The organism is Nostoc sp. DSM 114159, assembly GCF_053470285.1.
The window spans coordinates 4,417,179-4,431,844 of the sequence record NZ_JBPFEH010000001.1; the positions used below are offsets into that span (position 1 = coordinate 4,417,179).

9 protein-coding genes are annotated in these 14,666 nt (G+C 45.3%); 6 read left to right on the forward strand and 3 right to left on the reverse strand.

The genetic code is table 11. The features are described from left to right. The first annotated feature begins 6 nt into the window (after window positions 1–6). The 6 genes from ACR5KR_RS18265 (at window position 7) to ACR5KR_RS18290 (ending at window position 10,718) form a co-directional block, all read left to right on the forward strand. The gene (locus ACR5KR_RS18265; RefSeq protein WP_445631114.1) at window positions 7–993 is read left to right on the forward strand and encodes an RNA polymerase sigma factor, RpoD/SigA family; all 987 of its coding nucleotides are present in this window, start codon (window positions 7–9) and stop codon (window positions 991–993) included. 248 nt (window positions 994–1,241) lie between these two features. Beyond that, window positions 1,242–2,792, forward strand: a complete 1,551-nt coding sequence (locus tag ACR5KR_RS18270) for an efflux RND transporter periplasmic adaptor subunit (protein WP_448267455.1) — start codon at window positions 1,242–1,244, stop codon at window positions 2,790–2,792. After that, a complete protein-coding gene (locus ACR5KR_RS18275; protein ID WP_448267456.1) occupies window positions 2,789–5,911 on the forward strand; it encodes an efflux RND transporter permease subunit in 3,123 nt (1,040 codons plus the stop codon). The genes ACR5KR_RS18270 and ACR5KR_RS18275 overlap by 4 nt, the downstream gene beginning before the upstream one ends. A gap of 92 nt (window positions 5,912–6,003) precedes the next feature. After that, window positions 6,004–6,327, forward strand: a complete 324-nt coding sequence (locus ACR5KR_RS18280) for a DUF433 domain-containing protein (protein ID WP_448267457.1) — start codon at window positions 6,004–6,006, stop codon at window positions 6,325–6,327. Between the two features lie 196 nt (window positions 6,328–6,523). Then, window positions 6,524–7,504, forward strand: coding sequence for a HEAT repeat domain-containing protein (locus ACR5KR_RS18285; RefSeq protein WP_448267458.1), 981 nt, complete (start codon window positions 6,524–6,526; stop codon window positions 7,502–7,504). 91 nt (window positions 7,505–7,595) lie between these two features. Beyond that, window positions 7,596–10,718 (forward strand): efflux RND transporter permease subunit, encoded by a 3,123-nt coding sequence (locus tag ACR5KR_RS18290; RefSeq protein WP_448267459.1) that lies wholly within the window; start codon window positions 7,596–7,598, stop codon window positions 10,716–10,718. A 307-nt stretch (window positions 10,719–11,025) separates the two neighbouring features. Here the strand turns inward: ACR5KR_RS18290 and ACR5KR_RS18295 are convergent, their stop codons facing one another. The 3 genes from ACR5KR_RS18295 to ACR5KR_RS18305 form a co-directional block, all read right to left on the reverse strand. After that, on the reverse strand, window positions 11,026–11,844 hold the full coding sequence (locus ACR5KR_RS18295) for an ABC transporter permease (protein ID WP_448267460.1): 819 nt from the start codon (window positions 11,842–11,844) through the stop codon (window positions 11,026–11,028). 159 nt (window positions 11,845–12,003) lie between these two features. Beyond that, window positions 12,004–12,951 (reverse strand): ABC transporter permease, encoded by a 948-nt coding sequence (locus ACR5KR_RS18300; protein WP_445631108.1) that lies wholly within the window; start codon window positions 12,949–12,951, stop codon window positions 12,004–12,006. Continuing rightward, window positions 12,944–14,518 carry a sugar ABC transporter ATP-binding protein gene (locus ACR5KR_RS18305; RefSeq protein ID WP_448267461.1) on the reverse strand — a complete coding sequence of 525 codons (1,575 nt, stop codon included), beginning with the start codon at window positions 14,516–14,518 and terminating at the stop codon, window positions 12,944–12,946. The genes ACR5KR_RS18300 and ACR5KR_RS18305 overlap by 8 nt, the downstream gene beginning before the upstream one ends. Window positions 14,519–14,666: the final 148 nt, after the last annotated feature.

Consider the following 14,666-nt stretch of genomic DNA (forward strand, 5'->3'; position numbering starts at 1 on the left):
CTCAACATGAGTAACTTAACATCATTCCCAGACACTAAAGCTGCTAACACAAGCAAAGCATCTCAATTTACAACTGATACGGTACGTGCTTATCTTCAAGAAATTGGGCGGATACCTCTGTTAACGCAGGAGCAAGAAGTTTTTTTTGCCCAACAAGTTCAGCAAATGATAAAAATACTTGCTGAATCCGAAAAACTGACTGTTGAATTAAATCGTACCCCCACACTGTCAGAATGGGCTGACCAGATGCAGTTAAGCGAACAAGAACTACTTCAAAAGTTAAATCAAGGGAAAAAAGCCAAGCAGAAAATGATGGCGTCTAATCTCCGGCTTGTGGTGTCAATTGCAAAGCAATATCAGAGACGGAACTTAGAACTGATGGACTTAATTCAAGAAGGTACTTTGGGTTTAGAAAGAGGAATTGAAAAATTCAATCCAACTTTAGGATACAGATTTTCAACCTACGTTTACTGGTGGATTCGTCAAGGAATTACCAGAGCGATCGCCCAGCAAGGACGAGCGATTAGATTACCCAGTCACATCAATGAAAAATTAAACAAAATTAAGCGCGTTCAGCGAGAGTTATCTCAAAAACTGGGTCGCGTTCCTACCACTACGGAAATTGCTCATGCACTTTCTTTAGAGCCTAATCAGATTCGACAATATCTAACTTTGGCTCGTCAAACTGTCTCTCTCGATCTTCAAGTTGGTTCAGAGAAAGATGTAAAGTTAGAAGATTTAATCGAAGATTATAGATATTCTCAAAATGGCTATACTACTGAGCAATCTCTCAATCAAGAGCTGGAAGACTTATTGTCAAATTTATCTAGTCAGCAACAAGAAATTATCAACTTACACTTTGGATTAACAGATGGAAATGAACTTTCTCTAGAACAGATTGGTCAGCGCATGGGTATTAGTCGGGAACGAGTCAGACAGATAGAAAAACAAGCTCTCCACCTTCTATATCGGCAACTAAGAAATAATAAGTAAACGCAGCTAAAAAAGTATCCCTTAAGATAATGAGATATTTTAAACATGATTACTTAAGACGTATTTATAAATATAATTTGTTTGATTTATAATAAACAAAATCATCATGATTTGACAAGGCACATCGAGCAAACCGGAAAAAACGAATTATTTAGATGTGCCGCCTCAAATGAAATTGGGATCGGCGGCAGTTGAGGTAGTAAAGGATTTCACGGTTTTTAATTAACTAAAATGCATTGGAGGTTCTGATGAACCATGAAATTTCTAACGATTTGACAGAGAACAGCATAGAACCAGAGCTACCGCGATCGCCAAAAAAGAAAAAGATTACTTTGATAATTTTGGGCGTGCTATTACTGGCTGGATTAGGTTTTTTTGGCATCTATGCAGGTGCAGCCAAGTCAGACAAAAGTGAAAAATCTGGGCGTAATAAGCAACAAGTTACACCTGTAACTGTGGCAATGGTGACACAAAAAACGGTTCCGATACAATTGCAGGCGATCGGTAATGTGCAAGCGGGGTCTACAGTATCGATTACGCCTCAAGCTAGCGGGCGGATTATTGGCGTTTATTTCAAGAAAGGTCAGGATGTAAAAAAGGGACAACTTTTGTTTACCCTAGATGACCGATCGCAAGCTGCTGCAATCCAGCAAGCTCAAGGTGTTGTAGCCAAAGACCAAGCCTCAGTACAACAAGCTAGAGATGCATTAACTAGAGACTTGGGTCAGGTAGACCAAGCTAGAGCCACTTTAGTCAAAGACCAAGCTTTAGTCCGACAGGCGCAAGCGAATTTAGCTAAAGATCGAGCGCAAGCAGAATTTGCTCAGGGACAGAGCGATCGCTATAGTGCGTTGTATAAGAAAGGCGCGATTAGTTTAGATCAAGCACAGCAATACGTTTCTAATAGTAAATCGGCGACAGCAACCCTACAAGCAGATCGAGAAGCGATCGCTAATGCTGAGGCTGTTTTGAAAAGCGATCGCGTGGCGCTGACTAATGCTCAGGCTGTTGTCCAAGGCGATCGAGCTGCGATCGCTAATGCTCAGGCTGTTGTCGTTTCCGACCAAGGAGCATTAGAAAATACCAAAGTGCAATTATCCTACGCCAAAATTTATGCGCCGATTGATGGTCGCGCTGGCAATATTTTGGTGACTCAGGGGAATGTGGTACAAGCCAATAGCACGACTCCACTTGTTACCATCACCCAAATTCGCCCGATTCAAGTTGCTTTTTCCATTCCTGAAACAAATCTGCCCCAAGTACAAAAGTATATGCAGAATGGCAAGCTGAAGGTAGATGTGACATTCCCCGACAATCCATCTCGTTCCATACCAGGTACTTTGACATTTGTCAATAACACGGTCGATAACACCACGGGGACAATTCAACTGATTGGCGACTTTGACAACACTCAGGGACACTTGTTTCCCGGCCAATTTGTCAACGCAACGTTAACGCTGACCGAACAACCAAATGCAACGGTTGTTCCTTCCCAAGCCGTGCAAAATGGCCCCGATGGACAGTTTGTTTTTGTAGTTAAGCCAGACATGACGGTAGAAAACGTTCCAGTTACAGTTAGCAGCACCATTCAGGGGCTAGATGTGATTCAGAAAGGGCCGCAACCAGGCGATAAAATTGTCACCGATGGTCAAGCGAATCTGGTTTCGGGTAGCAAAATCCGCATCAAAACAGTCGGCAATGACTCAAATGCAGGTGGAAATTCCCCAAGAAGAGGAAGGGGGGCAGGGAGCAGGGGGCAAGGGGGAGAATCTCCTAAGTCTGGTGGAGGTGAATCATGAACCTTTCGGAACCATTTATCCGCCGCCCGATCATGACAACTCTGGTGATGGCAGCGATTTTGATCTTCGGTTTCATGAGTTATCGCTTGCTGCCCATCAGCGATTTACCAAGTGTAGATTATCCCACAATTCAGGTAAGTGCTTCCCGACCGGGAGCTAGCCCGGAAACGATGGCAGCATCGGTTGCCCGTCCTTTAGAGAAGCAGTTTTCCAGTATTGCTGGACTCGATTCGCTCAACTCAACTAGCACTCTGGGACAGACTCAAATTACCCTGCAATTTAACTTGAGTCGAAACATCGATGACGCGGCGCAGGATGTGCAAGCGGCGATATCGGGAGCATCAGGGCAAATTGCTGACGATTTACCCAATCCTCCGACTTACAGTAAGGTTAACCCCGCAGACCAACCGATTCTTTACCTTTACTTAGACTCTCCCACACTGCCCCTTTCCCAGGTAGATAATTATGCCGAGACTTATCTGGCGCAAAAGCTATCTACAATCAATGGGGTGGCACAGGTAGCTGTCTACGGTTCCCAAAAGTATGCGGCTCGAATTCAACTCGATCCCCAGCAATTGGCAACGCGGCAAATTGGGCTAGATCAGGTTGCGACGGCGATTCAACAGGGTAACGTCAATTTGCCTACCGGCAGTCTTTCGGGAAATCACAAGAATTTTACAGTTCAAACTAACGGTCAACTTGAGGATGCGGCTGCTTATCGTCAGTTGATTGTCTCTTATAAAGATGGAATGCCCATCTATCTCAATCAACTGGGTAGGATTGTTGACAGTGTAGAAAATGACAAGGTGGCAAGCTGGTACAATAACACCCGCGCCATTATTCTCACCATTCAAAGACAGCCCGGAACCAATACGGTACAAGTCGTAGACACGATTAAGAAATTGCTCCCGGATTTGCGAGAACAGATTCCGGCATCGGTAGAAATTGGGATTCTCTATGATGCATCTCAATCGATTCGAGATTCAGTAGATGATGTCAGATTTACTTTGATTCTGACGATCGCTTTAGTTATCTTAGTAATTTTCATCTTTTTGCGGAACCTCTCAGCGACAGTGATTCCCAGTTTGGCGTTACCCGTTTCGCTGATTGGCACTTTTGCGGTGATGTATTTGCTGCACTACTCACTAGATAACCTGTCACTGATGGCGTTGACCCTTTCGGTGGGTTTCGTAGTGGATGATGCGATCGTCATGCTAGAAAATATCGTCCGTCACATGGAAATGGGGGAACGTCCCTTAGAAGCAGCGTTGAATGGATCGAGAGAAATTGGTTTCACAATTTTATCGATGACCCTTTCTTTGGTTGCAGTGTTCATCCCCATGTTGTTCATGAGTGAAGTGCTAGGACGATTATTTCATGAATTTGCTGTGACGATCGCAGTAGCAATTCTCGTTTCTGGTTTTGTGTCTTTGACTTTGACTCCGATGTTGTGCAGCCGTTTTCTGCGTCCCGTAGACCATGCTAATCAAAGTCGGTTATATCAAGCTTCCGAATATGTCTTCGATCGCTTCCTTGGTTTGTACGATTGGAGTCTGAAAAAAGTCTTAAAATATCACTTCACCACGATGATTTTATCTGTCGTTCTATTGGTGGTGACAGTTGGGTTGTTGCTGGTAGTTCCCAAAGGCTTTATTCCTAGCGAAGATACCGGACAAATTACAGGCATTACCCAAGCAGCCCAAGATGCATCCTTTGATAATCTTGTTCAGCATCAGCAGACAGTTGCTAACCTGATTCGTGAAGACCCAAATGTAGATGCAGTCAACTCCAATATCGGCGCAGGAGCCAGTGCTAATGGCAGTGGGGCAGCAGTTGCAGCCAATTCCGGTAGTTTGTTTATTCGGTTAAAACCGCGATCGCAGCGCCAACTAGGGGCTGACGAAATCGTGCAAAATTTGCGAACCAAACTTGCCACTGTTCCAGGCATCCAAGTATTCTTACAAAATCCGCCAGCGATACCCATTGGCGCTCAACAAAGCACAGGACTTTATCAGGTTGCACTTCAGAGTTCTGATGTCAAACCCTTACAGGAATATGTTCCTCAACTTGTGCTGAAGATGAAGAACTTGCCAGAACTCCAGGATGTCAACAGCGATTTACAGTTTGCTTCCCAGATTCAAATAGACATTGACCGCGATAAAGCTTCAACTTATGGGATTACCGCCGAGCAAATCGAAAATACCCTCAGAAGTGCTTACGGTTCCTACCAAGTGTCAACCATCTATGCAGCAACCAATGAGTATCAGGTGATTTTGGAATTAGCACCCCAGTTTCAACAAGATATCAATGCTCTGTTGACCTTATATATTAACTCCAGCACAGGAGTGGCAGTTCCTCTAAAGACATTCGCCAAACTATCTCAGGGAGTCAGCCCGTTAATGGTCAATCATAACGGTCGGATGAACGCCGCCACCATTTCCTTTAACCTCGCTCCCGGTGCGTCCTTGGGAAATGCCAACCAAAAAATTACAGAACTGATCGATCGGGTGATTCCTAAGAGCATTAGTACCAGCTTTCAGGGTGCAAGCCAGGTATTTCAAAGTTCACTGCCGAGTTTGGGTTTATTGTTAGCGATCGCCATCTTAGTAATTTATCTGATCCTGGGTATTCTCTATGAAGATTTCATTCACCCAATTACAATTCTTTCTGGTTTGCCATCAGCCGGTTTTGGGGCATTGTTAACACTGATATTATTTCATGTCGAACTCAATGTTTACTCCTTTATCGGCATAATTCTTTTAGTGGGCATTGTGAAGAAAAACGGCATCATGATGGTGGACTTTGCAATTGAAGCCCAGCGAGAAGAAGGTAAAAAACCGTCCGAGGCAATTTATCAAGCCTGCTTAGTGCGCTTCCGCCCGATTATGATGACAACAATGGCAGCATTAATGGGAACCTTGCCGATTGCGATCGGATTTGGGGCTGGTTCCGAATCCCGCCGTCCTCTAGGTATTGCAGTTGTGGGCGGGCTAGTGTTTTCTCAGATATTGACTCTGTATTTAACACCCGTATTCTATATCTATATGGAATCGTGGCGGAAGAAGCTTAATCAAGTTAAATTCCGGCGGGTATTTTCATTTTCAGGTGGGCGATCGTAATTTTCTACAAGCAATATAGTCTTACGAATTACGAATTACGAAATAGCACCCCACTAAAATTTAGATATTAGCGTTTTTGGAATAATTACACTATGACTTTAACAATAGAACAAGAAATTCCTCCCTTAAGTGAAGATGCAACAGGTGCAATTCGGGTAGGTAATACAAGGGTTTTGCTAGAACTGGTGATTCGTAGTTTTCAAGATGGTGCATCCCCTGAATCTATTGTTGGGCGTTACTCATCCTTGTCATTATCTGATGTATATCTGACAATTGGCTACTACCTTCGACATCGAGATGCTGTGGAATTATACCTCGAACAACGCGAACAATTAGCTGAATCTGTTCATAAACATCTGTCAAATGTTCAACCTGATTTGAGCCTAATTCGTTCTCGCTTATTAGCCCAGCAATAATTTTAAAAAATGTCAATGCTGAAGTTAATCATTTTTTAAACGAACCGCAGAGACGCAGAGGAAACAGAGAGTTAATAAATTTAAATATAGTTATGCTTTCAACTAACGCATCGTCAACAATTCCAGGTGTGTTAGCCTACGGCATAACACACCCTACTTCTGATTTTCTCAATTACGAATTACAAATTAGACACTTATGTCAGATATTAAAGATGCATTGGAGCGAATTCATTACTGGTTTCAAGAAAATTATCCAGCAAAGATTTCATCATTGGCATCAGGTTTAACTCCATTAGAAATAGATAATGTGTTGAGTACCCTATCTTTTCAAGTATCTCAAGAAGTTCGGGAAATTTATGAATGGTCAAATGGATACCCAATGGATAGCTGTGCAGATGATTGGATATTTTATCCTATGTTTCTTTTAAGTTTAGAGTCAGCAGCGTCAGAAGCTCAAACTTGGGTAGAGGAACATGAAGAGATAGCCCTGATGTATAAGTATACAGGTAAACCTGTCTTGCCAGTCTGTATGTCAGATATCGAGTTTTTAGCCGTTGTCGCGACAGATGATGAACAAACAACTTCTCCTGTAATTCATATCTCCGAAATTGTAGAAATTTCACTGCAATACACCAATTTAACAGCCATGATGTTGACTCTAGCAGAATCTTATGAGACTGGGGGATTATTCATCGATGGCAAAGGTTACATAGAGAAAGATGAGAAAAAGTATGCTGCTGCATATCGAAAATACAACTCACAAATTACAGACTTAGCTCTCGAAAGATTTCTGAAAATATTTCCTGAAGATTCCTCTTGGCAAACCGTACAACTACTTCATAACGACCTATATATGAGCAATAGCTATGGAATAGAAATTCCCCCAAATAATCTGAAAAATAAAGTAGTTAATACTCTTCTGAATCTGCTGCAAGACGAAAAATATGATTCTGGCTTTTCTGTAGTATTAGTACTCGAAGAACTTCGAGCAGTAGATGCCTTAATTCAAGGACTTCAACATCCTAGCAAATGGGTTCGGAGTCGGTCGGCATTTGCTTTAGGAAAAATCAAAGCATTTGAGGCTGTGGAGTTTGTATCGCAGCTTTTAGAAGATCCAGATCCAGTTGTTAAAGAAGCAGTGAAAGAGGCGTTAGATATGTTTAGAAATCAGAGATAAAGTTGTTGCACCTATTACAAATCGATCAAATTCACGTTGAAATTATATTTAGCGATCGCATCCTCACCACATTTCTGGGAGAACAAAACTCATGAACCTTTCAGAACTCTTCATCCGTCGTCCAGTCATGACCACCTTGGTAATGATGGGTATCCTCATTTTCGGTCTCATGAGTTATCTACTGTTACCCATCAGCGCCCTACCCAACGTTGAATATCCTTTTATTTCTGTCTCCGCTAGTCTCCCTGGTGCTACCCCAGAAACAATGGCATCTTCAGTCGCCGCACCCCTAGAAAGACAGTTTACCGAAATTGCCGGACTCAATTCATTCAATTCCACCAGTTCCACAGGCAGCACTAACATTTCCCTACAATTTGACTTTAGCCGCAGAGTGGAAGATGCCGCCAAAGATGTACAGGCAGCAATCTCAGCAGCAGCAGGACAACTGCCAGCCGGAATGCCTCACCCGCCTACCTATCGCAAAGTTAACCCATCTGTCTCACCGGTTCTTTACCTCTATATGTATTCTGAGACACAGCCAATCTCCACAGTAGATGAATACGCAGAGGTAACAGTTGGTCAGCCAATCTCAATGATTGATGGTGTTGCTCAGGTACAGGTCTATGGTCAACAGCAATATGCAGTCCGCGTCCAGCTTGACCCGCGAGAGTTAGCATCAAGGGGAATTGGTCTAAATCAGGTAAAAACTGCAATTCAACAGGGAAATGTCAACTTACCAACCGGCAGTCTCTCTGACACTTACAAAAGTTATACGATTCAGGCGAACGGTCAACTCACCGATGCTGCCAGCTATCGCCAGCTAATTGTAACTTACAAGAATGGTGCACCCGTGCGACTCCAGGATTTGGGGCAGGTAATTAACAGCGAACAAAACGTCAAAGTCTCGAATTTGTATAGCGATCGCAAAGTAACAAACCGTCATTCCGTTGTTCTGGCTGTGCAGCCGCAACCAGGTGCTAACACGGTAAAAATTGTTGATGCCATCCAAGAACTTTTACCTACACTCCGCGAACAAGTTCCCAAATCTATTGAGATGGGGATTATGTACGATCGCTCTCAAACCATCCGCGCCTCTGTCAACGATGTGAAATTTACCTTGGTTCTCTCGGTTTGTCTAGTTGTCTTGGTGATTTTCTTATTTTTACGTGACATCACTGCGACGCTAATTCCCAGTTTGGCGCTACCTGTAGCGATTATTGGGACTTTTGCGGTAATGTATCTGTCGGGCTTTTCCCTAGACAACCTTTCACTGATGGCGTTGACCCTTTCCGTGGGCTTTGTCGTGGATGATGCGATCGTTGTATTAGAAAATATCGTCCGTTATCGAGAAATGGGCGAATCTCCCCTAGACGCGGCATTGAAGGGATCGAGGGAAATCAGCTTCACCATTTTGTCAATGACCCTTTCCCTAGTGGCGGTGTTCATCCCCATCATGTTCATGAGTGGCATAATCGGGAAATTATTTCATGAATTTGCCGTGACGATCGCAGTGGCAATTTTGGTTTCGGGTTTTGTTTCCCTCAGTCTCACCCCCATGTTATGCAGTCGCTTTCTGCGTTCGCATCAACAAAGACCAAATCTGCTATATCGAGTTTCAGAACGGGCATTTGATTTACTACTGCGGGGATATGATTGGACTCTTAAGCCTGTCTTAAGATACCGCTTGATGACACTGATTGGTTCTGGCATTCTGCTGGTAATGACCGTCTATTTGTTCGTCATCGTTCCCAAAGGATTTATTCCTACAGAAGACACCGGACAACTGACGGCCAACACCAAAGGAGCGCAAGATATTTCTTTTGATGATATGCGCCGTCACCAGCAAAAGGTTGTTGATATCATTCGTCAAGACCCTAACATTGAAGCCGTTGACTCGATTGTGGGTGCAAGTGGGCCGAATGCGTCGGTAAACTCCGGGCGAATTACGATTCGGCTCAAGCCACGTTCTCAACGTCAATTGAATGCTGACCAAATCATTCAAGAGTTAACCCCCAAGTTGAGACGTGTAGTTGGGGTTAAAACCTTCCTCCGTTCTCCGCCAGCTATTCCCATTGGCGGACAACAAACCAATTCTACTTATCAATTCACCTTGCAGAGTTTGAATTTACAAGACCTGCGCCAATACGTTCCTAAACTTGTAGATAAAGTCAAAACCCTACCAGGACTCCAGAATGTTGACACCGATTTACAACTCAGCACTCCCCAAATCCAAGTCAAATTTGACCACAACAAAGCTGCAACCCTTGGCATTACTGCCCAACAAGTTGAACAAACCCTCAGCGCTGCCTATGGTTCTAGCCAGGTGTCAACTATCTATACCCCAAATGACCAATTCTATGTAATCTTGGAAGTAAAACCGGAATTTCAACGAGATCCTAGCGCTCTATCGATGCTCTATGTGCAATCAAGTACTGGAAAACTTGTTCCTTTGAGTGCGATCGCTAATATTAGCCAGAGTGTCGGCCCGCTCACGGTTACTCACGTTGCTCAACTCCCCTCTGCAACTATCTCTTTTGACACACTTCCAGGAACGTCTCTAAGTCAGGCTACAGATGCCATCAAGCAAGTAGCCAGTGAGGTGCTACCCTCAACAATTACACCCAGCTTTCAAGGTTCAGCCCAAACTTTTCAACAGTCCTTCAATGATTTAGGCGTGCTGTTGTTGGTGTCTATTGTAGTCATCTATCTGATTCTCGGTATCCTCTATGAGGATTTCATTCACCCAATCACCATTCTTTCTGGTTTGCCTTCGGCGGGTTTTGGTGCATTACTGACGCTGCTGATTTTCCAGGTTGATTTAAATCTTTACTCTTTCATCGGCATAATTCTCTTAGTCGGCATCGTCAAGAAAAACGGGATTATGCTGGTAGACTTTGCCATTGAAGCCCAGCGAAAGGAAGGAAAAAATTCCTTTGATGCTATCTATGCCGCTTGCTTGATTCGTTTCCGTCCAATTATGATGACCACGATGGCAGCTTTAATTGGGACATTACCCATTGCTTTGGGGACAGGAGTCGGTTCAGAAGCGCGTCGTCCTTTAGGGATTGCGATCGTTGGTGGATTGGTGTTTTCTCAGATATTAACTCTGTATCTGACTCCAGTGTTTTACATTTATATGGAGACATGGCGGAAAAAGCTGAGTATGCAGAGTAGGAAAACTGAAAAAAAGCATCTGCCAGCAGTTAAAAGTTAATAATAGTTTTTGGTAAAGTCGAGCATGATTCAGAAGGCAGAAGGCAGGAGGCAGAAGGCAGAAGGCAACCCACCCTTAAAAGAGTGGCATTGAAACAAGGACGTTTTATACCTCGCTGCAAGCAGTCTCGGTATAATTATCAGTTTTGACTGAGCTTTATACCCTGCAACTTTAGTTTTAATTGATACTCCTGAACTTCAGCATAGCTGCCCTCTGCCCTCTGCCTTTCTTGTAAAGCGATCGCTTAGAGTCAATAACTATTGAACAGACTCAGAAACTCTGAACAACTGCAACCGTTTCAATAAACTCAGCTTCTCTGCACAATACGCTGCTGAAAAAGCACGACCAAAAGCAAGAAGGCCCCACGAAGTACGAGCTGCCACCAAGGAGTAATGGTTCCCTCAAGATTTAAAAGGTTGTACATCATTCCTAGTAAAAGTACACCGACTAGCGTCGGAAACACGCTCCCTTGACCTCCTGCGAGAAACGTTCCTCCCATGACGGTGGCGGCGATCGCATCTGTTTCCCAGCCAAAGGCAGCGACGGGCTGACCCGCCCCTAAACGGCCTGCGAGAATAATACCAGCAAGCCCTGACAGCAACCCGCTAAATGTGTAGACTGCCAGCTTTACTCGGTTTGGGTTCACGCCCATGAGCCGAGAAGCCTCCTCGTTATTGCCAATAGCGAATATGTGCAAACCTAATCGGCTTCTGTGCAGCATAAACCAAGCTGCAAAATATAAGAGTGCAACTATCAGCACAGGTACAGGAACCCAACCAATGAATCCTCTACCCAGCCAAATAAATCCCGATGCTGCCGATGATACGGCAATGGACTTTTCCTCGGTGATGCTCAACGCCAGACCGCGTGCAGCGCTGGCAGTGAATAAGGTAACAACGAACGGCTGAAGCCGCGCCTGAGACACAAGAAGACCATTGACTACACCGAGCAACGTGGTGCTAGCAATGCCACTGGCGATCGCCACGAAGCTTCCAAGTCCTGCAAGCATTGCTGTAACAACACCGCCTAGAGCAACAAGGGAACCCACAGACAGATCGATTCCTCCACTCAAGATGACGACAGTCATGCCTAGCGCCACGATCGCCAGCATACTATTCTGTCGCATGATGTTCATGAGATTAACAGGTGTCAGGAACGTTTCATAACGAAAGGATGCGAAAACAGCCAAACTAAAAAGCATGAGTAGCACGCCTTGGGAGGTGAGGAGCTTGGCAAGATGCCGCAAACCCGTAAGCGCAAGAGACCTTGTAGCAGGCATGACGCATTAAACCTCCCTTGGACGCTGCAAAAAAATGGCGAAAAGAATGATTACGGATTTCAAAACTAATGACCAGGTAAAGGGAATCAGCAGCATATTGAAACTTGTGGAAATCACCTGCATGAGCAAGGCCCCGACAACAGTGCCGAGGATATTTGCCCGACCACCAGAGAAGGGCGTGCCGCCAACAACAACAGCCGCGATCGCATCAAATTCTGCGTTGACACCGACCTTACTCGGATCGCCCATGCCCAGCCTCGCTGTTTCGATAAGTCCGGCTAACCCGGCAAGCAGGGCGCTAATTATATAAACTATATATTTCACGCGCTCCGCACGGATACCCGCAAGCCGTGCAGCCTCCTCGTTGCCGCCGACTGCAACGATATGACGGCCCAAAAGTGTAGAGCGAATACAGAAGAAAGCTGCCGCGATCGCTACTGCTGCAATGACAACTTGAATTGGTATAGAACCGAGATAGCCCTTTCCCAGCGCTTCAAATGTCGGATTGACGAAAGGAACGAGCTTACCGTCCCCGATAACCTGAGCAATCCCACGCCATAAGATCAGAGCCGCCAAGGTGGTAATCAAAGCATCAAGTTTCAGACGCGAGATCAGAAAGCCATTGATAAAACCAACCAACAGAGCCGCGCTCAAAGCGAACAAGATGGCCACAGTCATCCCATACTTAATCAGCAATGCCACAATGACTGAAACCAATGCCATAGTAGAGCCAACCGTCAGGTCGATGCCACGGGAGGCAATCACAAAGGTCATACCAACGGCAACCAACATTGTTGTGGATACTTGCAGCAACATATTCAATGTGTTGCTAATTGTTGCAAAACGCGGTGTGAAGATGGCGTTGGCAACATAGAGAATTAAGAGTGCCGCAAATGCACCGAAGTTTGGGTTCCACAGGGTTCCCCAACCCAGATCGGACTTCTTGCTACTCATTTGTATTTTGCTCTGTTTGGGATTGTCCACCGACGGCTTCCTGACGATCTGCACCTTCTGCCATTGCGTGCAGAATTGCCTTGATGTTCTTCTGCTCGCCACTGAGTTCCGCAATTGACTGTCCGTCACGCAGGACGACGACACGTTGCGAACCTTCAACCAACTCTTCCACTTCTGATGAAATCATCAGAACTCCCAGCCCTTGCTCTGCTAGTTCGGCGATTAGCTGCTGGATCTCGCGCTTTGCACCAACATCGATCCCGCGAGTTGGCTCATCGAGGAGAAGAAGTTTGGTATTCTTACACAGCCATCGCGCCAGAAGCACCTTCTGCTGATTGCCACCCGATAGTTCGTGGATCTTCTGCTCGGCGCTGGCTGCCTTGATATCAAGACGCTGCATGAAACGCTCTACAAGTTCGCTCTGTTGTTTTCTGGAAACAATGCCCCATTGTGTAAGGTTCGGTAGGGCAGCAAGCGTGAGGTTTTCGCGTACCGAAAGCTCAGGAATGATCCCGTCCGCCTTGCGATCTTCAGAAAGGAAAGCTATGCCTGCGTCTATGGCATCATGAGGATCGCGCAGGCATAAAAGACTACCTTCGAGTTTTACAGTTCCACCTTCAAGAGGTTCAGCCCCGAACAAGGCACGCACCGTTTCACTACGACCAGAGCCGAGCAAACCCGCAAGCCCAACGATTTCGCCATGCCGCATTTCAATGGAAACACCATTGAGCCGTTTTTTATATTTGAGAGCTTCCGCCTGGAGCAGCACTGACCGACAAGGCGTGTTTTGCGAGTGTTCTGCAAATGCCGTGACTCCTTGGCTTACCTCTTCGGGTTTACGACCTAGCATAAAACAAACGAGTTCTAGACGAGTCAGCGAAGAGAGCGATCGCGTCACGGTGTTGCGCCCATCACGTAGTACCGTGACGCGATCGCACACGGCGTAAAGTTCTTCAAAACGGTGGCTGACGTAGACGATGGATGTTCCTTGCGACTTTAGGCGACGCATGACATCAAAAAGAACAGAAACTTCAGTTTCCGTCAGCGAACTCGTGGGTTCATCGAGGATCAGCACCCGCGCACCAAAGGATATGGCGCGGGCGATCGCCACCATCTGGCGATGGGCAATATTGAGCGAACCAACCACTGAGCGCGGGTCGATATGCAACCCCAGGCGCTCCAGAATATCGGCGGCCTTAGTATTCATTACCCGTCTATCAATGATGCCGAAGCGATGCGGCTCCCTACCCAGAAAAATATTCTCGGCAACGGTTCGCAAACCCACCAGTTGAATTTCCTGGTAGACGGCTACAATACCTGCCGCCTGCGCTTCGGTTGGGTTCTGAAATGCAACGGTTTTCTGCTCGTACTCCATAACACCTGAGTCCCGCCGATAAGCCCCCGTCATAATCTTGATCAGCGTCGATTTGCCAGCACCATTTTCTCCGACCAGTGCATGAATCTCGCCTGCCCTCAGTTCAAAATCCACCTCCCACAGCGCTGGCACACCGGAAAAACTTTTTTTTATGCCTGTCATCCACAGGACATTTCGAGTCGCCTGATTCATCGGCTTTACCCAGTTTTTATCTTAATTGCCGATAGTAGAGAACCTTCACTTCGCACTATAGCAATCTTTTTTGTCCATCATGGAAGCTCAGGAAAATTCCAGGTTATCTTTTTTCTATTTTAGGGTGAGAACTACTTGTACCAATTCT

Excerpts from the sequence above, each read along its gene's own strand:
- ACR5KR_RS18280 (WP_448267457.1), top strand. The coding sequence starts at position 6,004 with ATGACTTTAACAATAGAACAAGAAATTCCTCCCTTAAGTGAAGATGCA.
- ACR5KR_RS18270 (WP_448267455.1), top strand. The coding sequence starts at position 1,242 with ATGAACCATGAAATTTCTAACGATTTGACAGAGAACAGCATAGAACCA.
- ACR5KR_RS18265 (WP_445631114.1), top strand. The coding sequence starts at position 7 with ATGAGTAACTTAACATCATTCCCAGACACTAAAGCTGCTAACACAAGC.
- ACR5KR_RS18285 (WP_448267458.1), top strand. The coding sequence starts at position 6,524 with ATGTCAGATATTAAAGATGCATTGGAGCGAATTCATTACTGGTTTCAA.
- ACR5KR_RS18290 (WP_448267459.1), top strand. The coding sequence starts at position 7,596 with ATGAACCTTTCAGAACTCTTCATCCGTCGTCCAGTCATGACCACCTTG.
- ACR5KR_RS18305 (WP_448267461.1), bottom strand. The coding sequence starts at position 14,518 with ATGAATCAGGCGACTCGAAATGTCCTGTGGATGACAGGCATAAAAAAA.
- ACR5KR_RS18295 (WP_448267460.1), bottom strand. The coding sequence starts at position 11,844 with ATGCGACAGAATAGTATGCTGGCGATCGTGGCGCTAGGCATGACTGTC.
- ACR5KR_RS18300 (WP_445631108.1), bottom strand. The coding sequence starts at position 12,951 with ATGAGTAGCAAGAAGTCCGATCTGGGTTGGGGAACCCTGTGGAACCCA.
- ACR5KR_RS18275 (WP_448267456.1), top strand. The coding sequence starts at position 2,789 with ATGAACCTTTCGGAACCATTTATCCGCCGCCCGATCATGACAACTCTG.